This is a genomic window from Ruminococcus sp. D54t1_190329_F1 (assembly GCF_015551645.1).
Lineage (GTDB): Bacteria > Bacillota > Clostridia > Lachnospirales > Lachnospiraceae > Blautia_A > Blautia_A faecis.
The window spans coordinates 23,975-47,992 of record NZ_JADNDC010000017.1; the positions used below are offsets into that span (position 1 = coordinate 23,975).

At 40.9% G+C, this 24,018-nt stretch carries 16 protein-coding genes; 1 reads left to right on the plus strand and 15 read right to left on the minus strand.

What is annotated here, in order from left to right; genetic code table 11:
* Window positions 1-260: 260 nt before the first annotated feature.
* The 4 genes from I2D69_RS09465 to I2D69_RS09480 form a co-directional block, all read right to left on the minus strand.
* Window positions 261-782 (minus strand): DUF4430 domain-containing protein, encoded by a 522-nt coding sequence (locus I2D69_RS09465; RefSeq protein WP_118580657.1) that lies wholly within the window; start codon window positions 780-782, stop codon window positions 261-263.
* A 184-nt stretch (window positions 783-966) separates the two neighbouring features.
* The gene (locus I2D69_RS09470) at window positions 967-6,216 is read right to left on the minus strand and encodes an Ig-like domain-containing protein (protein ID WP_195379812.1); all 5,250 of its coding nucleotides are present in this window, start codon (window positions 6,214-6,216) and stop codon (window positions 967-969) included.
* A 70-nt stretch (window positions 6,217-6,286) separates the two neighbouring features.
* The gene (locus I2D69_RS09475; RefSeq protein ID WP_195379813.1) at window positions 6,287-8,623 is read right to left on the minus strand and encodes a leucine-rich repeat protein; all 2,337 of its coding nucleotides are present in this window, start codon (window positions 8,621-8,623) and stop codon (window positions 6,287-6,289) included.
* Window positions 8,620-9,195: a hypothetical protein gene (locus I2D69_RS09480; protein WP_195379814.1), complete on the minus strand. Its 576-nt coding sequence runs from the start codon at window positions 9,193-9,195 to the stop codon at window positions 8,620-8,622. The genes I2D69_RS09475 and I2D69_RS09480 overlap by 4 nt, the downstream gene beginning before the upstream one ends.
* 1,024 nt (window positions 9,196-10,219) lie before the next feature.
* On the opposite strand from I2D69_RS09480, the gene I2D69_RS09485 reads away from it, so the two are divergent.
* Window positions 10,220-10,987 carry a hypothetical protein gene (locus I2D69_RS09485; protein ID WP_118580642.1) on the plus strand — a complete coding sequence of 256 codons (768 nt, stop codon included), beginning with the start codon at window positions 10,220-10,222 and terminating at the stop codon, window positions 10,985-10,987.
* Here the strand turns inward: I2D69_RS09485 and I2D69_RS09490 are convergent.
* From I2D69_RS09490 to I2D69_RS09540, 11 genes are all read right to left on the minus strand, one after another.
* A complete protein-coding gene (locus I2D69_RS09490) occupies window positions 10,954-11,742 on the minus strand; it encodes a class I SAM-dependent methyltransferase (protein WP_118580645.1) in 789 nt (262 codons plus the stop codon). The genes I2D69_RS09485 and I2D69_RS09490 overlap by 34 nt on opposite strands.
* Before the next feature lie 212 nt (window positions 11,743-11,954).
* Complete coding sequence (locus tag I2D69_RS09495; protein WP_195379815.1) at window positions 11,955-12,872, minus strand: tyrosine-type recombinase/integrase; 918 nt, start codon at window positions 12,870-12,872, stop codon at window positions 11,955-11,957.
* 169 nt (window positions 12,873-13,041) lie between these two features.
* On the minus strand, window positions 13,042-13,317 hold the full coding sequence (locus I2D69_RS09500; protein ID WP_195379816.1) for a hypothetical protein: 276 nt from the start codon (window positions 13,315-13,317) through the stop codon (window positions 13,042-13,044).
* Window positions 13,318-13,348: 31 nt separating this feature from the next.
* The gene (locus I2D69_RS09505) at window positions 13,349-14,020 is read right to left on the minus strand and encodes a hypothetical protein (protein ID WP_195379817.1); all 672 of its coding nucleotides are present in this window, start codon (window positions 14,018-14,020) and stop codon (window positions 13,349-13,351) included.
* Window positions 14,017-16,434, minus strand: a complete 2,418-nt coding sequence (locus I2D69_RS09510; protein ID WP_195379818.1) for a hypothetical protein — start codon at window positions 16,432-16,434, stop codon at window positions 14,017-14,019. The genes I2D69_RS09505 and I2D69_RS09510 overlap by 4 nt, the downstream gene beginning before the upstream one ends.
* On the minus strand, window positions 16,434-18,644 hold the full coding sequence (locus I2D69_RS09515) for a hypothetical protein (protein WP_195379819.1): 2,211 nt from the start codon (window positions 18,642-18,644) through the stop codon (window positions 16,434-16,436). The genes I2D69_RS09510 and I2D69_RS09515 overlap by 1 nt, the downstream gene beginning before the upstream one ends.
* A gap of 17 nt (window positions 18,645-18,661) precedes the next feature.
* Window positions 18,662-18,844: a hypothetical protein gene (locus I2D69_RS09520; protein ID WP_173718716.1), complete on the minus strand. Its 183-nt coding sequence runs from the start codon at window positions 18,842-18,844 to the stop codon at window positions 18,662-18,664.
* Window positions 18,845-18,890: 46 nt separating this feature from the next.
* Window positions 18,891-19,091: a hypothetical protein gene (locus I2D69_RS09525; RefSeq protein ID WP_195379820.1), complete on the minus strand. Its 201-nt coding sequence runs from the start codon at window positions 19,089-19,091 to the stop codon at window positions 18,891-18,893.
* A gap of 69 nt (window positions 19,092-19,160) precedes the next feature.
* Window positions 19,161-19,625: a hypothetical protein gene (locus I2D69_RS09530; protein WP_195379821.1), complete on the minus strand. Its 465-nt coding sequence runs from the start codon at window positions 19,623-19,625 to the stop codon at window positions 19,161-19,163.
* A gap of 13 nt (window positions 19,626-19,638) precedes the next feature.
* Window positions 19,639-22,206 carry a hypothetical protein gene (locus tag I2D69_RS09535; protein WP_195379822.1) on the minus strand — a complete coding sequence of 856 codons (2,568 nt, stop codon included), beginning with the start codon at window positions 22,204-22,206 and terminating at the stop codon, window positions 19,639-19,641.
* Between the two features lie 16 nt (window positions 22,207-22,222).
* Entirely contained in the window at window positions 22,223-24,004 is a 1,782-nt protein-coding gene (locus I2D69_RS09540; protein WP_195379823.1) for a hypothetical protein, read from the minus strand.
* Window positions 24,005-24,018 lie beyond the last annotated feature (14 nt).

The window sequence follows — 24,018 nt, forward strand, 5'->3', positions numbered from 1 at the left end:
AGTGGAATATGCTGACTTAAAATGCGCTGTTATGTACCGCTGATTTCATACAGTGATTATGGTTCCGGAATCGCACCGAATTTTCCTAAATCAGCCTTATCTGGCTGAACCATGTCTGGTTATTTGATTTTTCGTTCTCTGATATTTCTACCTATATCAAATATTAGTATTATAGCATTTGAAATGGCATCTGTCAAATTTTGGCAATCTATGAATCTTTTTGCAGGATCAGTGGTTTAGAACCGGTTGGGCTTACCCGGCTATTTTTCGTCTCCCTGATAGGGATTTCCCACATCGTTTCCAAGGTCACAGGTGTACACCCACAAGATCACATCCCCGTCTTTTGGCTTGTACGCAGATGCCCCATAATTGGGAAATGTCCCATTGACACTGTACATCCAGCCGGAATTTTTTCCGCAGTCCAGCTCATAGAGCTGGTTAATTCCTTCCACATAGTAGCTGTCATAGAGTGGGGTGTACTTCGAAGAAATCTGAATCCCCTTTTCCCCACAGATGGTTTTTAAAATATCAAAGACGCTCTCCCCTGTGGTAAATGAGACCGTTGTCTTTTTTAGGATCTGTCCATCCTCCGGGACAAACTCTTTTTTGGTTTCCTTTAACTCCTCCATGTGATCCAGGACCGTCGCACAGGAGATCTCGATCGTACAGGTCGCAGGCTCCCCGGAAGAGGACTCTCCCCCACAGCCTGTAAACACGCTGGCACATAGAAGCAGTAACAGACTTAATAACAAGGTCAACCACTTTTTTCGTTTTTGGTTCATACGCTTCCCTTTCTTTTTATTCTTTCTCTACAGGTATTGTAGCATTGTTTGAGGGGACTGTCATCTGGATTTATAGTTTCTGGTCCTTTCCTGGTTTCTTTTATTTTCCCCATTTTCTTTTAACCAGAAAAAACATCCACCACGCCAGAGAACTTTTCTCCGACATTGGTGGATGTTCCGATTCTTATTTTACGGTTACTTTGACCTTCTTGGTAACCTTTCCGGATTTTACCGTAATGGTTACTGTGCCTTTTTTCTTCGCTTTTATCACACCCTTTTTCGTAACAGTTGCCACCTTCTTATTAGAGGTGGTGTAAGTCACCTTCTCCTGGGAGGTGATTGGAGAAATAACAGGCTTTAAGGTAAGGCTCTTACCCTTTTTCAGGGTGAGTTTCGTCTTTAATCCGGTAATCTTAGTTGTTTTTACCTTCGCGCTTTGTACCTTTACCTTCAAGGTTGCTTTCTTGCCACTCTTTAAGGTGATGGTGATCTTCGCACTTCCAGTTTTCTTACCAGCCTTGATCTTGCCGTTTTTATCCACGGTCACAATCTTTTTGTTGCTGGAAGTCCAGGACTTCACGGAATCCCCATTTGCCAGACCGGTAACCTTTACTTTTGTCGTAGCCTGTTTCTTCTGAAGCTTGATGGAGGTTACATTTAACTTCATGGTTGCGGTGAGCTTGCTTCCGTTATCACGGCTCTGTTTTGCACCGCAGATGGAGCAGATTCCCTCCTGTTTTTCCGGAGCAAATACAGTCGCTTTGGAAATGACCGTCCAGGTGAAGTTATGCTCGTGAGTAAGCATCGGGATCACTTCTGTTTTGGTTGTCCCGCATACAGTACAGGTATAAACCTTTTCCCCGGCTGCGGTGTAGGTTGCCTGTTTAGTGATGGTTCCAGCGTCATAGGTATGCTGGCTGGTTTTTGGAATGGTTTCCGTCTTCGTATAACCGCACACCAGACAGGTAAATTCCTTCTTTCCTTCTGCTTTGCAGGTAGCTGCGTTTACTACCCTGCCTTCTCCATAGGTATGCTTCTGATAGCCGCCCTTTTTCGTATTATCAGTAATATCACAGGTTCCATATCTGGACACACATTCATGCCAATGGGATCCAGAGTCATAAGACCAGCTTTCCGACCACTCATGTTCGTGTTCCTTCCGGTAGTCATCTGTATAATGGAAAACGATCTCGTCTCCATCTTCCAGATACTGCTCTTTTACGCCAAGATCAGAATGGATACCATTTAAAGTGTACATCCAGCCGCTATAATCCCCGTTTGTAAATTCAGCAAGTTCTGGTTCTCCTGCCCGGGTAATTCCGGCAATATAATTTTCTTCTTTTGCAGAACGATAGGTCATGTTATTTTCTGCAAAAGCCGTCTTTAATACTGCAAGAACATTTGCATTTCCATCTACCTTGTAATCTGTCTTTTTGATCCAGGTTTCCAGGTTTCCATTATATAAAGTATGGCAGGTTCCGTCTGTATCACTGTTATGTACGCTGTCTCCAAGAAGGGTAAGGCTGACAGTGATCATTCCTGCATCCTTCTTCAGTACAGTTACGGTCAGCTGGGTAAAAGCTTCTTTATAAGAAAGCTTTAAGGTCTGCTCTCCACGCTGATTTTTGTTATATCCTTCAATGGTAAGATCTGTCCACGGGACCTCCTGTTCGGTACCATCACTGATAAGGGCTTTTACCTGCATTCCTGTAAAATCAAAGTCTTCCCCAATATCAAATGCAGTACGGTAATCGCCGCTAAGCTCCAGGGAATCTACCGTAATCCGCAGGCCTTCTGTGGAGAACAATTTGTCCATATCTGCTCCAAGAGGATCGTCCGTACGGTTATACCCAGTTTTCCAACCACATCCGTTTACATCCGGACAGTCTGTAGTACCATTTTCTGTATTAAAATAGGTAGATCCGCTTGATGTCTCATGGGAAGCACAGCTGGTATCAATATATTTTACGAATCCAATACCATTTGTAGCTCCGCAATCCTTTGAATAATAATTATTCGAAATCGCATCGATCCGGTTCAGACTGTCATAGAAACCAATGATTCCACCTATATAGGAAGCATTTTCACCAGTAGCCTGGACTTTTCCTGTGAAGGAATTATTTCTAAGGGAATACTGACAGTTGTCCCAAGTCTGTGCCACATAGGTATCTCCACCTAGAATACCCCCAACCTTATCTGCACCTGTAACAGTTCCCTCCGACACACAGTTATTAATGGTAACCTTTGTTCCATTTGGAGCTGAAGAATCATCATATCCGCCACCAACAATACCTCCGGCATGCTGTCCGGAAGCAGTTACTGTTCCATAGAATTCAGATCCGATGACTTCACAGGTTCCCATGGCATTATCACGGGTTCCAATGATACCACCTACATAATCCGTTCCATAAACATCTGCATAACTCACGCAGTTCTTTATAGTTCCCTGCATACGCCCTGCGATGGCACCGATCTGACTCTGTTTTTTGTCATACCCAATGACAACACCCTTTTCGATGGTGCAATTTTTAATCGTTGCTACAAATGCGGCAGAACAACCAGCATAAGGATTGGTAGTCTTATTTGCTCCAATAAGACCGGACTTTAAGGTACTGGAGCCACTCTTTAAAGTTACATTATCAATCTCAACTGCACTTCCAGAAAGACCGACACCTTCAAAGTTATTGATAAGCCCGTAACCTGCGATTTTCTTTCCATAAATGTTCAGGTTCCGGATCCTGGTATTTCTGACATAGCCAAACAGTGGAAGCCCACCTTCCGGCACTGTGATGGTATGTCCAGCGCCATCCAGGATGCCGCTAAATGCATTTAAGTTTGCTCCATTTTCCAGATTAACTTTGCCATTCTTTGTTGCACCGATCGGCTTCCAGCCATCCGGAAGGGTAATATCCGCATCCAGTCTGAAGTAAGCATCTGAAAAAGTAAATCCGTCTTTATTTACTTTTTCACGCAGCGCTTCCAGATCCGAAACTGACTTAATAAGGTATGGAGATTCTTCTGATCCGTTTCCTTCCCATGGAAGCGGTTCTTCCGTAACCGTAACAGCAACCGGATTTGAAACCACTTTTTCGCTGGTCAAAGTATTTCTTTCTGTATCTTTGCCCTGTTCATAAGACCGGTCAGTACGCTCATACCAGACTTCACAATAATAGTAGGTGGTTCCAAGTTCTGAAACCGGAGGTGTATAAGAGCTTTTTGTTTCATTTACAAGAGCCTGTCCGTTTTCATTACTATTCTCTGTATTTTTATACCATTGATACTGTGCAATGCCTTGTCCAGTAACTTTCTTAAGACTGACTTCCAGTTTTTCCGTTAATGGCTTCCCTTGTATCCAGGAAATAGGCTGTGGCTGGGTTTCTATCTCCGGTTTTTCAAGTTTTTCCGACACAACCGCAATTTTGGTAAAGTCACTTTTGGCAGGATATATTTTTCCATCGATTTCATAATTGACGATACAGCAATAATATCTTGTGTCAAAAACGGAATCTGTAGGAACCCTATATGCTTCTTCGGTGGCTCCCTCCAATTTTACATACTTATCAAGAGCTACATAATCCGGCACATAAACATTATCAGGCAAGACCAGATAATACCATTGATAAGTCAGTTTTCCCTCTTCCGGACGCAACACTTCTGCACCAGCCGAGAGAACGGGGGATTCTGAATTTTCATAAACAGCCCCATATTTTCCAGTGATGTTTACGGTTACTTCCGGTGTGTAATCAATATCCCCCGGTGTTATGACAAAGGTATATTTTGTATCTTTAGAATTATGATAAGTTTCATTCTTTTCTAAAATAAATGAAATCCGGCATTCATCATTTTTTTCCCAATCCGGGAAAAAGCGAAGCCCTACAGGGATGCTTTGGACCGTTGCCCCTGTGACATTCAGTTTATTGTTATAGTAAAAGAGCTCCTTTATACCACCATAATAAGTCCCGCAATTTAGGTCAAAATATTTTGCATTCTGGGGAACTTTTATTTCAAGTACCTGGTCTTCCAGGGTGTCCTGCAAACCAGTTTCTATCTCATGTCCCCAGGAATCCAAAAATTCCATGCTCGTCAGATGTGACCGATAGTATATTGGAACCTTAACAGATTGTAAGACATTTCCGTTTTTCCGTACCTCAAATCTTATGGAAGAAGTTACATTTGCACACTGGAAAACCGTTGTATTTTTTAAGAATGTCTCTTTTCCATCTGTCAGCTTTACCCGATAGATGCTTCCATCCTGTGGATTGGAATAAACCGCATATACTGCCGCACCTTCTGGGATATCATCCGTAAGCTCAGCTTTGACATAGAAATTTCCATCACTTAGTTCCGAAGGAATCCATAAAGCGTCTTCCCCATCTAATGTGGCGGTTTCGACCTCTTTTGTTGTCTCTCCCTTTTCCACACGCAAATGTACTTTACTGATATAATCTCCAGGCTGCTCACTGGCAGGAACAACTGTAACGGTTGTATATGCAGCCGAAATGTCCGTTACCTCCGTCCCATCAGAGGTATTGATCAATTTCTCCGCAGTGATTAAATAACTCTGGCCAGCTTCTAATTTTGGCAGTGTTACATTTCCCTCTGAGTCTGTGAGTAATTCTTCCTGTTTGACACCATTAATATAAATGCTTGCCCCTGTGCAATTTGAAAAACATCCCCCAAAGTCATTGCGCTGTCTCAGCTTTAGTGTTATTTCCTGTCCCTGGGTATAGGTTGCTTCAGTTTCTGTGAAAAACGCAAACTTATCCTTGCCGTTTTGTGCCTGTATAAAAAAATGCAGTTCATCGCCGTTTTGTACGGTACGGCTAAGGGCCGATCCCAGATTTCGGGTATCGTGATTCAATATAGATTTAATATTGGGAACATCATTTTTGTTGTATCCCCACAATTTATATATTATGCCATCATATATCCCATTTTCATCTTCGTGGTAATCATATCCAGCTTCTGCTCCTCCCGGATAATAAAGATCATGGGCCAGCTTTAAGGCATCATCCATATTATATGTATTTTTGCCGGTAAGCGTAATGGACCGCCCAGCCATCGGATTACCATCTTTATCATTCAGGAACTTTCCATCTTTGCTGACGCTTACCGTAACCTGTACTTCCTGGGTTTCTTCGTTAGATTCTTCCTGATCGGTTCCGTCACTAAAAAGAGCCGTCTCTTCTTCTGACAGGTTTTCCGAATCGGTAAAGCCATCGCTCTCCGGTACTTCTATTTTCTCATCATCGATAAAATCGGTATTTTCTTCCTCTTCAACATAACCAGCGTCTTCTTCTGCAAAATCGCTATCTACAGAAATATCGGTTCCGCTGATCCATTCCTCCGCAAACACGTCTGTCGGAATTTGCAGCACTAACAGAAAAACAAGCAGCCAACTGGCTAATTTTTTCCATAGTCCTATTTTTTTCATTTATTCCAGGCTCCTTTCCTTTAAAAAAGGCCCCTCTTCCTTACGGAAGAAGAGCCTCCATTATTGGTGCTTATTTAACTTTTACAGTTACCTTTACAGATTTACTTCCAGATTTTACAGTAATTTTCGCTGTTCCTTTTTTCTTTCCGGTTACAACACCCTTAGAGGAAACGGTTGCAACTTTCTTATTGGAACTTGTATAAGTAACTTTCTGCTTGGAAGTGAACGGTTTCACAACCGGTTTCAGAGCCACTTTTTTGCCCTTCTTAACAGTTACCTTTGTATTAGCCACAGTAACCTTCGTAGTTTTTACTGCTGTTTTCTGGACTTTTACAGTAACTGTCTTTTTCAGTCCACTGGCAAGAGTAATCTGAAGTTTCGCTGTACCAGCTTTCTTTGCTGTGAGCTTGCAGGTACCATTCTCTTTTCCTTTTACGGTAAAGATCTTGGTGTTAGTAGACTTCCAGGATTTTACGGAATCACCTTTCGCAAGACCTGTAACTTTCAGGCCAGAGGTGGACTGTTTTACTTTCAGTTTTACTGTGGTTGCATTGACTGTAGCTGTTGCTTTTAATGCAGTGCCTTCGGCTTTTGTCTCTTTTGCTCCGCAGGTCTCACAGATTCTTTCCTGCTGCTCTGGTGCAAGTACAGTTGCTTCCGCTGTTACTTTCCAATCACCGAACTTATGTCCAAGTGCTTTGATTGCTTCTGTTTCAGTTGCATCACATCTGCTGCAGGTTTTGGTAATCACGCCATCAACTGTACAAGTAGCTTCCTTGGTAACTTTAGATGTAAAATCATGTCCAAGAGCTGGAATTTTCTGCTCATCTGTTTTCGCATCACATCTGGAGCAATGCTTGCTCTGCTTACCGTCAGTTGTGCAGGTAGCTTTCACATCTACAGTGTAGTCTTTTGCGAAATCATGACCAAGTGCCGGAATCTCTTCTGTAACAACATCGTTACATCTGCTACAGGTTTTGGTAAGAGTTCCTTTTTCAGTACAGGTAGGTGCTACTGTTGTTTCCACATAATCATGTCCGAGAGCCTCTATCTTTTGAATATCATCTTTCGCTTCGCAGCCTTCCCGTGTACAATGCTTGCTCTTCTCGCCATTCTCTGTACAAGTTGCTGGTTTATCCACGGTATACTCATCAGAATAGCTGTGACCTAATGCAGGAATAACACTTTCCGTATCATCTTTATCGGAATAGCTCTTACCACAAACATCGCAAACGTTAGTACCCTTACGACCTGGTTCGGTACAAGTCGGATCTTTTGCTTCTTCTGTATCCGCTTTGTAGTGAATTACTGCAGATGCTGGACAACTGGCATCTTTCGAAATTGTATCCCATTCTGTTTTACTTCCATGATAACAAATAGATGTTAAACTGGAACATTTAAAAAACGCTTTGTTTCCAATTTCATTTAACATTGCAAAGTTAGCTTTTGTGATACCAGATCTTGAAAATGCATAATCACCTATTTTTTGTGTTTCAGAAAAATCAAGCTCATTTAAACTTGTGCAACGTCCAAAAGCATATTTTCCAATTTCTACTATAGATGTAGATTTAAACACGCTCAATGCACTGCAATAATAAAATGCACTACTACCCGTTATTGAAATACTTGAATCACATAGAAAAGAAGCTAACTGCCTACATTGTTCAAAAGAAGACTCACCAATACTAACAGTTCCTTTAGCATTTACTTGTTTTAAAGCTCCACAATAATAAAAAGCATAATTTCCAATAGAAACTAAACTTTTATCAAATGTAACGCTCTCTATACCAGTATGTCCAAATGCACTATTTCCTATATTCTCAACCGATTCAAGATTAATGCTTAATAATGTGGCAACATTACTAAAAGCAGATGCTCCAATTTCTTTTACAGATGCAGATAATTCAACAGTATTAAGATTTGGATAAGCACTTAAATGATTGTCAAAATTGAAAGCTCCAATTCTTGTAATATTATCACCAATTACAACTTTTGTTGCATTTTTGACTTCTTTATTTTTTAAATACCATTCGCTGCAACTTCCATCTTGATTATTATCAGGTAATGCAGCCGGCTCTGAAGCCCTAAATGAAAGGGTTTTGCTCTCACTATCGTATTTAAAAGAAATTTTAGACTCATTTTCTAATTGTGTCCAACCATCATCAGCTGAATCATTGCTTTCCCCAGTGGAATACTCTTCTGCCTGCGAAGAAAACAAATCGCCCTCTGTTATATCATCAGATATAAACTCATCCTCTATTTCTCCAAAATCCTCTATTTCTACATTCTCGTCCACTTCCTGTGCGCTATAAAATGAATCATTTAGAGTTTCCGCACTCGCATTAAGCGGTGCAGAAGCAACCAGGATCAAAGAAAGGGCTGTCACTAAATAAAATCGCTTTCTCATTCTTTTGTCCCCCATCCAAACTTAGTTTCATCATAGCTTAAAACAAAAGAATATACTTCGTTTTCATCTCCATTTGATACAACTGGAACATAAGTTTTTCCAAGAGTAGTCTCTGGGTATGAATGTGTGTCTGCAAGATCAATATTATCACCTTCATACCACATCCAAGCACTGCCTACCCAGATAGCGCCAATCATTGTGTCACCATCATAATCTGGTTCAGTGTTTTTACCGGTATTATCCCACGGTTTATTTCCAATGGTAATAGTTTTTAAATAGTCTCCATCAGTACCAGTCCATGTTAATACATAATCATCATCTGAATTTTTAACGGCTTCATCTAACACAGCTTTATAAGTTGTACCTTTCTTTACATTATTTACTGTAAACACAGGTTCTCTTCCAAATGTTGAAGTATCTGGAGTTCCAAGATAAGAATTGCTGGTGCTATTCTGATGCCACTCTCTAAAATAGATTTTTACGGTTGCTGCCTGTGCTGCTACACTTGAACCAAGTGTCATTGCTGCTGCGAGTGCTACTGCGGAAACTTTTTTAAACATTTTGTTCATCATACTTTTTTGCTCTCCTCTCTTAAATACGATAAATTGTTTTTTGATATTTTTGTTACCATTAATAAAGTTTCTTTTTCTCCGGCCTATGGCCGCCTCCTCCCTGTTTATTTATTCTCCAAACCAGATTCTCCTATTGATGAAATCCCGGCTATGAAAAATCACATTTAGATAACAAAAGCGAAGTCTCCTTTCATAAATATAGGAGTCTCCGCCAACGTGTAGTATGGTCTGACTTAAACACTTCTGATATGAAAAGCTATACACAGGTAAACACAAAGGTTTAGTTCCAGAATTCCACTGGATTGTCTTAAACAGGCTCTTTAGGAGCCGACCACATTATTATTCTTTTGTTAATGAAATCATAACATTTATCTATAAATTTGTCAATCATTCTAAAAGATTTTTTGAAAATTTATTATATTTATAACTCTTCTAAATTATTTTTTCAGTAATTATTTACATATAAATGAAAATCTCTTTCGTGTTTAATTAACCTATTGATTCACTTTTTTCGTAATCTTCTTAGATCCTGTAATTATAAGTAACCTTTTGAATCTCTGATAAAATAGTATATAATCTATATCTTGATGTCTTATATACATCCGCAACTATAAAAGCCCCGACAGCACATTCCATAGATCCATACGATCGGGGGCTTATCCACCATTTTATCAAACCGGTTATCCTATAATTTCCGTATTTTTCTGATGATATAAAACAATTTATCAAATTCTGCTTTTTATAAAGTGCAGGTTCCGTTTTCTATTTTAAACTGGAACAAAACGCCCTCCTTTGTATTCGTCATTTCATACTAGGCATTATGCTGCTCCAGGATTTCCCTGACAATATTATGTAGTTTATATGGAGAAATGAAAATTTGTGCTGTTTTTTTATAATTCACCTTCTGACTTTTTTGATCTTTTTTTCGTCTACTTCTCCTCAAAATTCATAATACTTTATATTTTGGAACTGAATACAGGATAATTCTTAATTATCTGCTATAATTATACGAGAGAGGACTCATATGAAAAAAATGAATTCATCAACAAAACAATTGATTCTGTTGATATTTAATTCGGTTTTGACTATTGCAACTTTTGTAATAACTTATTATATCGATCCATTAAAATACACTTCGCAATCATCATTAGCAGCTGTGCCAGCATTTTTACTTTCTATAATTGTGTTGATTATTGGGCAAAATATAACTACTCACAATGAAGTGCAAAAAGTATCTGAGGATTCTGAACTTATTTGTGAAACCGTAAAAAACTATTTACATGTAACAAAAATGGGAACCCCAAAATACGCTTGGGAATATATTATTAATAGATTGCCTGTTTTAGATTATGTACAAAATACTTCTTTTAATTTCGAAGATGAAGAGATTCAAACGAATGAACGCTTATATGATGGTACTTCTTATCAACAATCATTTGCTAAAATTGCCAAAAATGTAAATCAAGGTCTAACTTGGAAAGATATTGGAGATAAATCCGCACTTGAACGATTCAAAAAAATAGACAGTCAAGTATCTGAAAAGCATAAAGGCAATTACCAATATAAACTGATTGCACAATCAGAACCCCAAATCGGTTTTGTTATTCTGACATATAAAGATGGTACTAAAGAAGTTTTATTTAACTGGGATTTTAGAGATATACCACAAGACCCAGTTGTATTGCTATCTAGAGATACTGAAATACTTAATATGTTTGCTGCGCAATACAAAGGTCTGTGGCGTGTTGCGGTCGAAGATTATGACAGTAGAGCAACTAAATCAACTTCATAAAAATAGCGATTTTTCATAAGCGCGTCAGCTTCCATCCATTTTTTTAGATTATTTGCAGATACTTCAGATAAATGCTGAATGGTCCAGATGAGCGTGCCTTGATAATAGGGAATAAAGTTTTCATCAAACGGACTCACTCGTTCAAATAATTCGAAACTATATTCAAAATTATTATAGTTGGATTTATGCAAAGCTGAAAATGTCCTGTCCATATCATAATGGTGAAATTTTTGACTATTTTCAGTTGCTATTCTTAAATCCAACTCCATCTTTTGTCTTATAGCTGTATCCATTGGACCAAAACGAATTGAAGCACCATCGTACTGCCGTACTGCAAGAACTCCATGTGGAGATCTATTCCATAACGCCTTTATAAAGGAATCCAGATCGTCAATATATGGAAAAATATTAAAGGCTAAAGTTATATCACTGGGAGGTATTTTGTCAACTTCCTTTTCCAAATCTAAATGAAGAAATTTAACTTTTCTGTCCCATAATTTGCTTCGTTCAGTTGCTAATTTTAGAGATTCTTTATCACTATCTATGCCGATAAATTCACAATCGGACGGGAGTATATCATTCAAAAGCTCAAGCCATAAACCAGTTGCACAGCCTAAGTCAACAATATTTTTCGGATTCAATTTTGCTAATTTCTTAGCAAAAGCAGTTCTTTCAGGTAGTTTTGCACGATGGTGATTTTCTAACCATTTTGCATCTGCCAATGGTCTACCTGTCGAATTTTCTTGTGAAATCATTTCACTGCCTCCTAATGTCTTATTTATTAAGATAATTAAGAATTATCTATAAAGATTATATCAAATTTCATACAAATTTTCCATATTTTAATACTATATAATTATTTTTTGAAAAATGCTATTACATGATTTCCAGCATTTCACATTTATGCACATGAAAAAGGCCACCTGCTTTCAGCTGGCCTACTGCTCCAATATTCTAAATATTAATATCACGCAGCATCCATAATTTTCATATTATTTCTCGGATGTCGTTCTCGCAAAATATCCGCTTGCTTTTTGGCTGCTACGTGAATATAGATCTGAGTTGTTTTTATTGAGGAATGCCCCAAAATCTGCTGCACACAGCTCACGTCTACGCCTTCCTCAATCAAATATGTAGCAAAGGAATGTCGGAACATGTGGGGTGTAATTTTTGTTTCAATCCCAGCATTCTTCGTGTATTTCTTTAACATAAAACGAATAGATTGTTCTGTGTATCTGTTTCCTCTATTATTCACAAAAAAATATCCACACTTCTTTATTTCCCTCTCATTTTCTACATAGTATTTCCGCAGAATTTCTAAAACTGTTTTATTGCTGATTTGGATATACCGTTCTTTTCCTCCCTTTCCCATAATTCGTATACGCCCAGAATTCAAATCCATACTCTCATTTCGAATATTTGATATTTCATATACTCTGGCTCCAGTGGCAAAAAACAGCTCCACAACCGCTACATCACGCAAACCATATTTATATCCAATGCCAGAAAGACCATTCAGGTAAGTATACATATAATTTAAGAGCTGCTCTATCTCATCTCTTGGGATAATCCGAGGCAGAACTATTGTTTCTTTAAATTTAACTTTTATTTTTCGAAACGGATTCTGTTCTAACAGTTCCTCTTCTTCCAGGTAACTATAAAAGGCTTTTACCGATGCAATTTTTCTTTTCACCGTTTTCTGCTTATATTTTTTATGCAGCTCCGTAATATACCACTCAATCGTTTCTTTTTCTGGCGCATCACAGCATACAAAAGAAAAGAACTGATTCAAGTCGATCCGGTACGCTTTTACCGTTTTTGAGTCCAGTTCTTTTCTGTAAATGCAATATTCTAAATATTGTTCCAATCTATCCTGTAGCTTCATTTCCAATACTCCTTTTTCTATCACAGTACTGTAAAATATATTTTTTGTCAAAACCAATGCATAAAATACCCGATCGATTTTCCAAAAGAGTTGCCATTCCCAACAACACACTTCACGTCACAATTCTCAGTATTATTGTAAGGGACTGTTTCCAGCCCCTTACTTTCTCCTATTCAACAAACAATTTTCTTCTGTTTTTGTGTCTCTTTAGAAATTCCTTGCGGACACGATCATATTCCGTTAAGAGGGTAATATCCTTTCGCCTGCTAAGCGGACGGTCAATCACTTCCGCATAATAGGTATGCTGGATCAATTGTCCATAACACGCAGAATTATAAACATCCTGCAGCTTACAGCCGATTGCTGCTGCCACTTCCGGTCCGGTGATGGAATAAACCATCACCGTTCCGTCCTTTCTACATAAATCATATAATGCCTTTGCCATACACACTTCCCCACTTTTCCTTTTATACGATTCACACTTCATTTGGAACTTTTTTTGCAAAGCTGTCAAAGTCACGCCAGGCTTTTGTATCCTTCGCATAAGCTCCCTTTTCCTTACAAGCTCCTTCATATAAATCTTCAATTCGCTTTACGATTCCCAGATAGTCTGTGTGCTCTCCCTTTATAAAATTCATGGCTGCAGTCAGATTGTCATACCGGTACCGAAGCCCGACGTAGGAGCGATAAACATTAAAGCACTGGCGTACTGATGCGATCAGTTCCTCTTTGGTAAGACGCATGAGCTTTTCTTTTGCCACATCCTCCGCCCAGGCCTCTTCTCCGTTGATTCCGAAATAATCACGCTCAAAAATATCATAACCAAGATAATCCCCGGCTTGTGCAGCCACAAAAAACAGGTTGAAGCACTCGGGAATCCACTCTTCCTGAAGAGCTGCCATCAGCTGGTCACAGTCTGCTTCTAAGGTAGAAAATGCAATTTTATATTCCTCAACTTCGGATTCATCATCATTTAAAGACTCTAAAAGAGTTTCCTTATCATCATCCATGAACCAGATCACAAGGGTACACCCTTCGTACATTTCATACAGGTCATCCCAAATATCCTGCCAGTTCAGACCTTTTGCAATGGGCTTCTTGTACCTTAAATTTCTTGCCTGTTCTTTTCTTAGTTCCTGAATGCTCACGCAGCCACCTCCTGTTCTTTATTTTCCAGCAAAAAGATATTGCTGCTATAGTCTCCGGAATCCGATACTGACGCTTCCCCGTATAGGCTATCCAGGTATTGGCTGCCGTTTTTGGATTTGGAAATATATAAATAGTAGTTACTCTTTATATATTCCTTTGTTTTCACATCATCCTGGTAGTAACAGCTAAGAACCAACCTGGCTCCCAGCTTTTTGGCTTTTTCTTTTGCAGCCACAAATGCAAGGTATACTGCCTGATCCTGTTCCTCATACGCCAGGTTTTTCTCGTAATAACGCTCCAAGAACAATACCAGTTCTTCCCCTTCCTCTTCTTTTGGTTTCCCAGCTCCTGACAGATCTGCAAACTGGATCTTTTTTCGCATTCTGTCACCCACATAGGATCCCTTTGTCAATCGTATCATGGCCCGAAATACCACCTGTCCATTTTTTCGGATAAAGAAAAACTTTTTATTCGAATCAAAGCAGGATAACAGGCAATCGCTGTTTAACCCTGAGCGGTAGGAGAGGCAGGAATAGCTTGGGACCTCTCCGATCTGCATGACTGGAAGAAGACCGGTTTCCTCTTTTAATACCAAGTTTTTGCTGGTAAAAGTCCGATCTATTTTCCATTCTTTTTCCGCTTCTTCGGATACCTCAAAATCAATCTCACGCATGAGATCCCCAGATGGATATTTCAGTTCGTCAAATTTTCCAAGAAGCTCTGCTGTAACCAGTCTCCGGATCTCTTCGATTTTGGATGGCTGCCGTTCCAGAAAAGTTTCCATGATCTCAGCCCCGCCTACAAATAGAAAGTTGCCAATCCGAGCAGCATTATTTTGTACAAATTCTTCTGAAAACGACAGTTTTTCTTTTAGCAGCCTCCAGGAAACATCCCCTAAGATCAGCTTTTCTTTTAATTCACTTAACGAATCACACTCTTTTACCAGTGCCAGATCTTTTAACAGATAGAGGGCCTGTTGTTCCATGGTGATCTCTTTTTCCATGCCTTTTAGCTGCTCCCGGTAAACAAGAAGCCACAGTGCCGTTCCGTAGCTTAAATCCGAAATGTTCCGAAAGTCCTCCCGGATCCATCTGGATAGCGGCTTTTCGGATAATGCAGCTGCAAGTGGTTCTATCTGTCCTTTCCAAAAGGAATACGGCACACACTCCCGTTTTATCAGTTCCCGAAGAACCATGAGTCTTTCATCACATTTGCAGGTCAGCTGTTCATACAAACGGATCAACGCCTCTTTTGCAGTACAAAGAAGCTTTAACTCTTCAAATGTATGCTCCCGCTTTGCCAAAAGTTCGAATCTGTCATTCGATAAAATCAGATCCGCACTATCTTTTAAATTCTTCCGGTTGAGGGTATTTAAGTTTATATACTCCTGGTACATCTCTTTCTTTAACAGCATGGAAGCATTTGGAAGATCATAAAAAAGTTCCGGTTCCTCATTGATGAGATTTAAGAATGCCTTCTTTTTCTGTGTGATGGCATATAATAGAAGTTCTGATTTTTCTACACTTAAACTGGACAGAGAAATTTTAGATAAGGGATTCTGGTACAGGGTATTCACATAGGACACTTTACTGTAAAATACCTCTGCCAGATCCGCACCATCTGTAAATGCCCGTTCCAGCTTACAAAGATCCTCATACAGAGCTTCATTCCACAGCCATAAGTTTAATCCATCCGTCAGATTCTCTTTTTCAATGTACCTGGTCACAATCCTTAACTTTTCCAGTATCTCAACAGGTCTTTCCTTCATCTGATCGAACTGATTCTGATTTAGAGACCGGATCTCAGCTTCATACCCGGCAAGCGTGTTAACAAGCTCCATCAGATCTTGATCTTGAAGAATTTTAAGGTTGTTTACATTTTCCAATAGATCGAGCAGCAACTCCGAGGAAAATACCGGATTCACAAGCAGCATACGGTCTTTTTCCCCTACATTCTCAAAGTCCAGCACATCCGTACACATGGCAATACTTTTTACCAGCTGTTCTTTTTCTTCTTTGCTTACGTTCTGCTCTCCATAATATTTCATATAAGAATAGGCCGTTCCATCGGTTACCAGCGGATCAAAATACACGGCTTTTACCTGTTCATAGGAAAAATCTGAAACTTTATCTATCCCTGCATCCAATAGGATCCGCTGGAACCGGTATGCATTCAGCTCACATCCCTCTTTTTTCAGGATTCCAAGATAGGTAATCGTTTCCGGATCTTCCATCATGTACAAACATACCTGTTCCCCCAAGAACGGGATCACATCCATAACTTCATTTTGAATGATGGCTTCTGCTGCCCGTACACATTTTTCTTCTCCCTTTTTTGCCAGGTAACAAAGAGACAGGCCCGCCGTTTTTAGCATATTTCGTTCCGCTAAATGTCTTTTTATCACTTCTATCATTATGCAACCTCCATCAAATCTATCATCTGCCTGATGCCCTCTAACGCTATCTGTTCATTTTTATACAGGTTCTGAAACAGCAACAACAGATATTTTATTTCCTCTTTGCTGGTTACAATTTTTCCTCTTCTGTCCAGATAATCCCGCATATAGGAAAGAATGATCCTGGCACGTAAGGAATTTTCCGCATATCTTCCATAGTAATAAAAGTCATAGATCTGTTCGAAAAGCTGATTTGTCCCCTTATTTTTCCGAAGCAGAAGATTAAATTCCTTTTTGATCTTCTTTTCCTCTTCCAGCTTTCGCATCCTTGTTTCCTGTATCTGTTTCCACTCTTTTTCCATTTCAAGGCTTCGCAGTTCTTCCTCTGACATGTATTTTCTTCGCAGCGTTTCTTTCCCACTACTGTCCTCCAGATAGGGAAGGATTTCTTTTGCCATCTGCATAGCTTCCTTTTGTTCCATCCAAAGTCCTGTACTGTCTTTTAACAGGATGCTCCTCAAAAAGCTGATGTAGTTTCCAACATCTGTTAAAAACAGATGTTCCTCGATCCACATAAATAATTCCTGATGTACACCTCTTTCCAACAGCGGGCGGCAGATCTCGCATTCTCCACGACTAATTCCATACGAATACAAAGAAAATGATCTCTGGATCATGCTCCATGGTTCCAGAATTCCCGGGATTCCCTCTATTCCAATTTGGGTAATGACGAGCTTTAACATGGAAAAACTGGTCATGGTATTTATATCTTCCATATCTGCTTTCAGGTAATACAACATGCTATCCCATTTCTCCCCAAATACTTTTTCTGCCTCCCCGATTGGATTCTCCCTGGTATCAGGCTCTCCCATAAAGGGAACCGTTTCAAAAGCATCTGGATCTGGTTCTTTGTTTCTCATTTCCCGGTATCCCTTTAAAAATTGTTTCATAAGACCGACGGCATCCAGGATCCCATTTTCGCTTAACAGATGAAAGACATGACAAAGATCGTAATCCATTTTCTTCCAGAAGATTTCCACATATTCCCGTCCGGTCAGCTTTTGATAGGCTGCAAGATAGGATTCCAGCTCTGTTTTTTCAAATGTCCCATTTCGCAGGGTGTCATTCACACACTTTTCAAACTCTTCCTCCTTAAGCTGTGCCGCCAGGCAGTGCCATTTTTCCTGGTTTAAATTAATATAATGCCACTCTTTCATCCCATTTTTCCGAAAAGGGAACAACGTTAAGAAGGTTCTGACATTTTCCACCTTCATTCCATACAAACAATTTTGGATTTTTTCCTGTCCACCAAGACGCACTGGAAAACAGTCGTATTTTCTTAAAAAAGTTTCACATAACTCATACACCACATCCGGATACATCTTTTCTCCTGGCAGAAAGGTTTTCAATACCCTTACTGCAATCTTCTCCGCGGTCAATGAGTTCGCATCCAGGTATCTTCGTGTTCCTGTCAGGATGCCATTTAGAAAAATCACCTCTTCTTTTTGATATCCACTTTTTATAAGCTGTTCCTCCAACGCCCCGTTTGCATTCGCCGCATTTGTCTGGGAAAGTTTTACCACCTGTTTTAACACCGCAGTTTCTTTGGTCCGGTCATTTTTCAGCCGTTTCTCATATTTCATGGCAATCCAGGCATAAAAATGCCAGTCTTCGTAAACAGACAGCCTGCGTTCCCTTCCAAAGCAGGCCGCGATCTTTCCCTTTAATTTCTGCCATAACGTATCCGACTCTGGAAAAACGGAAAGGATAAAGATCATTTCCTCCACTTTTTCATATGGATACTGGTGCAGGGCATCCACCCAGAGCTTGCGATCTTTTGTTGCAAGCAGACACCGGACTGCAAGGTAACACAAATCCTTTTCTCCAAGTACCTTGCCAAACTGTTTCCAGAAGCCGCTTTTTTGGGTACCATTAAACATACAGGTCTCCTGAATGCAGGATGTCCCTGCAAGCGCAAGCCCAAGAGCCCGGTAAACCGGTTTTGTCATGGTTCTCCGCTCTTTCATACGCTCTAATACTTCTCCGGGATAGTGAAGATTATATTCTTCCTCCATGCTGTGCTCACAGATTCCATAAAACAGGCTGTTTTCTCTCTCCTGTTTTAAAAATGCTTCTTTGTCCGCATTTGAGGACAGCTGATAGATCATGGATACCATCTGCCGGTACAAGACGGGATCCAGCCAGTCTTTATAGATGTTCCATTCCATTCTTTGCCTCTCCTTTTTCAACTAAACTTAAATGCATCAATCCCATGCAGGTTATGGCTTTTTCTGGTCAATGTAATACTGTCCTCAAAATGTTCCTGACAGCTTTTTTTCGCTGCCCTTCTCATGCCTTTTGAAGTCTGGCGTTTTGCCATTCTTTTAAAACCAGGTCCTACCAGGTGATTTTTATGATACATTCCCATATCTTCCACTCCATTTCTGCGGGCACAAAAGCCCGGCTTCTTATTCTCATGCTCTTTCTATATAGCGGATACTGTTTTTTCGGCATTCAAATTCCGGACACAAGGAACTCCACAGTTCTTCCAGATCCTTCATCCCGAATGCACTTAGTTCCGTTTCCTGTTCCATTTCATACAGGTCGGTATATCCAATCCGGTAAGTTCCACCTCCGCTTCTTACGATTCCTTTTCCAGCTTCCCTTACGGTCATGCTATCGCCTCCATTTAAAATTATTTCTTCCTATTAAATAAGGAGGGGGACGACTTGTCCCCCCAAAAGTTACGCTGCAATATAAAGTTCTTTTTCCCTGTCCACAAGAGGCAGAATATAAGTCGTCTGTTCCAGATGGTTTTCTTTTTGATAGTTTACACCATCGTGATAAGACGAGAACTGAAGGATCTGCCCCTGGTTTTTATAGGGCTTCAGATTTTCCTTCCATCCGGGCTCCAATCCATGAACGGCAAGCCCCCAGGCCACCTTGCAAAGATTGCATCTTAATCCTGCATATCCAAGATATTCTTTTACAAACTGTTCCGCACTGTGGGTGTTAGAAAAATAACGGGCATACTCAAATGAGCGGCACAGAATTTTTCCATCCTGAAAGCCTGCAAAATAACAATCTTTTTTCAGCTCGATCACATACCCGGTTGCGTAGATTTCCTTTCCCGGATGTATCTTTTTTGAATCCTCATGGATCTGTAACAACTGTTCGGAATAAATCTTTTTTCTTTTTTTATGCTGCATCGTGCTCCTCCTTTTAGTTTACTCTTCGAAGTAATTTTGCCAGCTGCTTTGTCAGTCGGATGGGAAGCTGCTCTAAGCTTGATATATCAAGATAGGCATTTCCATAAATCTTCCGGATAGCTTCTTTATCCCAGCCAATCGCCGCAGCCTGAAACAAAATTCCTTTCTTTCCGAGCTTTTCCTTGATCTTTTTTAAATCTGCTGTGGCATAGCTTCCAAAATAACGGGTTGCATTTGGCAGTCCGTCGCTGATAAGGAACAACAGCTTTTGTTTTTCCGGACGTTTTAAAAGCTTATTTGCCATAAATAGAAGGGCTGCCCCGTCCCGGTTACTGCCATCGTTTTCCATAGTGATGATCCGCAAACGGTCGTTTCTGTCTTCCTCGAACTCTGCATAACTGTGAAAATAAACGGTTTCCTCACTTGGATCACGATGATCGTAACCATCCGTATGGTGCCCGTAAACCAGAATGGGGATTCCGGCTTTCCTGCAAAAATCGTATAAGGTAAGGGCTGCTACCTTGGCTGCTTCTATACGATGGCCTATCATGGAGCCAGAATTGTCCACCAACACGCAGACCACCGCATCTGTTTTCTTTCCGGGAAATGTCCGCTTATATACGGCACCGCCTTGATCCGCAATGGCACGCATATCCAGCTTTTTTCCAAGATACATCCGACGTTCCGTCCGTTCCTTCTGGTTTTCCAGGATTGGAAGAAGCCTGGTTCGAAGCCTTTTTTCTACCTTTCTTGCCGAAGCTTCATATGCAGACAGCCAGCTTTTTTCTGTTTCTGTGAAGGTGTTCTTATACAGAACCTCTTTTTTTACCATGTTATGGGCTGCTTCAAATTCCATCCCGTCCAGTTCCTCCTGCAGACGGTTTTGGGCTTCTACTCCCATATCCTGATCCACGGTTTCTGATACTAAATCCAAAAGGATTTTTTGCAGTATCAGGTCGGATTTTTCATCTGCGCCTTCCCTTTCTTCCTTATCCTCTTTCGAAACCTGGACCACAGTGGCATTTTCAAGTTCCGGTAAGGCAGTCTCATCCACTTCCGATTCCTGAATAAATTTGGGAAGATCTTCGGTCAGTTCTTTTAGATACTCCCCCATGGCTGCTTCCAGCTTTTTTAGTTGTTCTTCCGTCAGCTCTTCTGTTTGTTTCCCGGTTTTCGCCTCATCCCCACCATCTCCGGATGTATCTGTCGGCAGATCCTCATCAGAGGAATCCGAAGAAAAATCTTTTGGACCTTCTTTACCGCCTACAGCTTCCTTAGATTTCTCTTCTGAAGAAGCTTTTTCAGATACCGTTTCTGATTTATTTTCCTCCTCTGAGGCATTTGGAGACTCCTCATCCCCGGTCTGCTTAGAAGCTTCCCGGTTGTTATCCCCAGAAGTATTCCTTTCTTTTACAGGTTCCGCTTCCCCTTTGGATTCCGTTTCTTCTGTGGGGGATTCTTCTTCCTCTTCATCTTCTCCCACGGATTTTCCTTCTCCCTGGGATGCCTCTTTTCTATCTTCCTCTGTAGAATTTTCTTCCCCTGCTGATTTTTCTTCTGCTGATTTTTCTTCTGCCGGTTCTACCTGAGGTGGTTCTTTCTGCGACGGTTTCTCCTGTGACTCGTCCACTTCTGGCGGCTCTTTTTCTGATGGTTCTTCCTGAGGCATTTCTGCTTCCGGCGGTTCTTCTTCCTGTGGTCGTTCTTCCTCGTTTTCTTCTGGTTCCTGACATTCCTGCTTCAATTCTTCCAAAAGATTCCGAAAATACTTCCACATCTTAAGCAGGATCTGGTTGGTGGCCTGGTAACGGATAAGGTCACTGTCCGCTGTCACCGACAGATCCACAAAATGCTTCACTTCATTTAAGGTATCCAGCATCTCACAGCTTTCCATATTCCAGGAATTGGCATATCCCCGGAGGGCATACTGTACAAGTACCTTTAAAAAAACAGAAACCGGATCTGAATTTCCCTCTAGCAGTTCTTTTAACGGGGGAATCCATTCCACGTTTCGTCTCCGGTTGATCAGAATTCCTTTTTTGATACTTCCAGGAAACAGGCTGCACATCTTTTCCTCTATGTACACATCATTTAAAAGGTTGCTGATATAAGCCGCACATTCTGTCAGAAGGGGAACCACCACTGGATTTTTCCCGGTCAGACAGGTATCCATCTCATCCAGGGCTTTTTCTTCGTCCTCGTTTTCCGGCTCTGGTGCATCCGGATACCAGACACCTGCCAGCATGTTCTGCACATAGACTTTCCGAAGTGCAGAATCCGTAAATCTGGCATGACCGCATTCATGTCCTAATATCCCGATCAGGCTGTCACTTTTTTGTTCCAGTTCTAAAAAACTGCCTGTAATGAGATTGTCAATGTTGATGCCAATTCGTTTCCCATCATTCCAGCCTGCCAGCCCGTCTTCTGTACTCTGGTACAAAAGCAGCTGCTCCAGTTTTTCCCCTGCCACTTCATTTGCAAGGTCCCGAAAAAGTTTCCGGTAACCTTCTGAAAAAAAGACCTGACTGGGGCTTAACTTTTTTTGTTCTTCCTTGATCCGCTCTCTATAAGTATCCTTCATTTCGATTCTCCTGTTTCTAACAATACGGTTCCACATAGGTCTTCATCAGATGTTCCTGTTCCTCCGGATCCATTGTGGCTTTACTGATAACCGCAACCTGTGCCGCGCGCCTGACATCTTTAATTGCCTGAAAGGTACGCACCCAGTTTTCCAGTTCCCGATAACCGCACACACCATCCTGAAGATCTTCTTCCTTCAGATAAGCATGGATTTTTCGAACGGCCGAAACCATAAAGTTTAAGCCTTTCTCATCCGCATATCCGGTACGTGCAATAACCCGCCGCTTCATTTCCTCTTCTGTGAGATTTTGCTTGGGCTGGATCAGGCTCATTCGGGATAATACCGACTGGTTAAAGTTTCCGCAGCCCACATAATCCAGGTTTGTAGTCATAATGATAATGGTATTCGGATTTCGCCGTATTTTTTCCCCATTAATCAGATCCGTCACTGCTCCGTCATCAAAAAGGGAGTTCAGTCTTGTAAGCGTTCCTGGTTTTTCAATCATGGACGGCTCCTGAATTTCCAAAACGGAAGGAAGGCGGCACGCTTTTATGATCTCTGATTCCCGCAACAAAAAATCCTTCTCTGCCCTTGCACTTTCATATCCTTTTTCATACGCAAGGCGCAAAAGTTTTTCAAATGCAGCTTCTTCTGAAATGCCCTCTTCATAGGTTCCGCTAAGTACACAAAGTGCGGAAGCTGGATCCATCTGAAGGTCGTAAAAGACTGGAAGCACTGGAAGCGTTTTGTTTTTCGTTCCCATGTTTGGTACCGTACTTGCAAGAAGCTCCAGCTCATCTGTACCAGGTCCACAGGTAAATACATAATAGGGAAGACCTAATATCTGTGCGATCATCCTGGCATCTGTGGTTTTTCCAGTTCCAGCTTCCCCCGTCATCATAAAAAGCCTTGCCGGGGTATGAACGACCATTTCCAGGATTTCTTCCACCTCCTGGCTCACAATGTAATCCTCTGGAAGCGTGGGGATCCTCTCTTTTTCACCATGCCGGCAATTAAAATGTCCTGCATACTCCATCTTTAACTCCGAAATAGCAGCACCTTTCTTCCTTCCTTTTACTCCCAGCACCTTAAAAGTGCCAATTATACAGGCATTTGGCGCATAAATTCCGGAGTTCAGGTCAAAGGGGTGAAAACTATCCTTCAGTTTTCCTTCCGCAAACTGGTTCCGGTCAAAAGAAATGGCATCCTCCGTTGTGGCAGTCATCCGCAGATACAGGTTATCGCAGCAGCGAAAGGACATTTTGAGCGCCTGCCCCGCCAGTCCTGCTTTTACAGCACGTTTCAGTTCATCAAAGCAGGTATGAAACTCATCGTCGTAATACTGGCTTTCGGGAACTATACTTGCAAGGACAAGCATTGCAAGATACTCTTCCCCGGTAGATTTTCCCTTTAAAACGCCAGGCATCTTTGTTGTTTCTCCTGCGGGATCATTTTTCTTTCTAATTCCACAGAATCTTCCGTTTTGATAATTGTACGTCATGACACAAAGTTCCTGCTCCACCGGGTATTCCAGGCAAAAATAACGAACAGACTTTTCTGCCAGCTGAATTCCGGCAGCACCTTCTTCTTTCTCTTTCATTCCAAAAAGCTTAAAAATAGCAGCCAAAGTAGGCGGATGAAGCTTTGCAGATTTTCCATTTGTCCGCGTATTATATCTGGAGCAGTCTTCCGCTTCATAGCTGATTCTTTTTTTCTTTGCAAACTTTAAATATGCCTCAATTTTTTCTGGCAATGCCAATTGATAGGTCCATGGTTCATAAAAACAGATTTCTGGCATTTTGATTCCTCCAT

Coding starts and splice junctions, on each gene's coding strand:
- I2D69_RS09490 (WP_118580645.1), bottom strand. CDS start 11,742: ATGATTTCACAAGAAAATTCGACAGGTAGACCATTGGCAGATGCAAAA.
- I2D69_RS09495 (WP_195379815.1), bottom strand. CDS start 12,872: ATGAAGCTACAGGATAGATTGGAACAATATTTAGAATATTGCATTTAC.
- I2D69_RS09470 (WP_195379812.1), bottom strand. CDS start 6,216: ATGAAAAAAATAGGACTATGGAAAAAATTAGCCAGTTGGCTGCTTGTT.
- I2D69_RS09530 (WP_195379821.1), bottom strand. CDS start 19,625: ATGCAGCATAAAAAAAGAAAAAAGATTTATTCCGAACAGTTGTTACAG.
- I2D69_RS09525 (WP_195379820.1), bottom strand. CDS start 19,091: ATGACCGTAAGGGAAGCTGGAAAAGGAATCGTAAGAAGCGGAGGTGGA.
- I2D69_RS09485 (WP_118580642.1), top strand. CDS start 10,220: ATGAAAAAAATGAATTCATCAACAAAACAATTGATTCTGTTGATATTT.
- I2D69_RS09475 (WP_195379813.1), bottom strand. CDS start 8,623: ATGAGAAAGCGATTTTATTTAGTGACAGCCCTTTCTTTGATCCTGGTT.
- I2D69_RS09515 (WP_195379819.1), bottom strand. CDS start 18,644: ATGGAATGGAACATCTATAAAGACTGGCTGGATCCCGTCTTGTACCGG.
- I2D69_RS09535 (WP_195379822.1), bottom strand. CDS start 22,206: ATGAAGGATACTTATAGAGAGCGGATCAAGGAAGAACAAAAAAAGTTA.
- I2D69_RS09480 (WP_195379814.1), bottom strand. CDS start 9,195: ATGATGAACAAAATGTTTAAAAAAGTTTCCGCAGTAGCACTCGCAGCA.
- I2D69_RS09465 (WP_118580657.1), bottom strand. CDS start 782: ATGAACCAAAAACGAAAAAAGTGGTTGACCTTGTTATTAAGTCTGTTA.
- I2D69_RS09500 (WP_195379816.1), bottom strand. CDS start 13,317: ATGGCAAAGGCATTATATGATTTATGTAGAAAGGACGGAACGGTGATG.
- I2D69_RS09520 (WP_173718716.1), bottom strand. CDS start 18,844: ATGGGAATGTATCATAAAAATCACCTGGTAGGACCTGGTTTTAAAAGA.
- I2D69_RS09510 (WP_195379818.1), bottom strand. CDS start 16,434: ATGATAGAAGTGATAAAAAGACATTTAGCGGAACGAAATATGCTAAAA.
- I2D69_RS09540 (WP_195379823.1), bottom strand. CDS start 24,004: ATGCCAGAAATCTGTTTTTATGAACCATGGACCTATCAATTGGCATTG.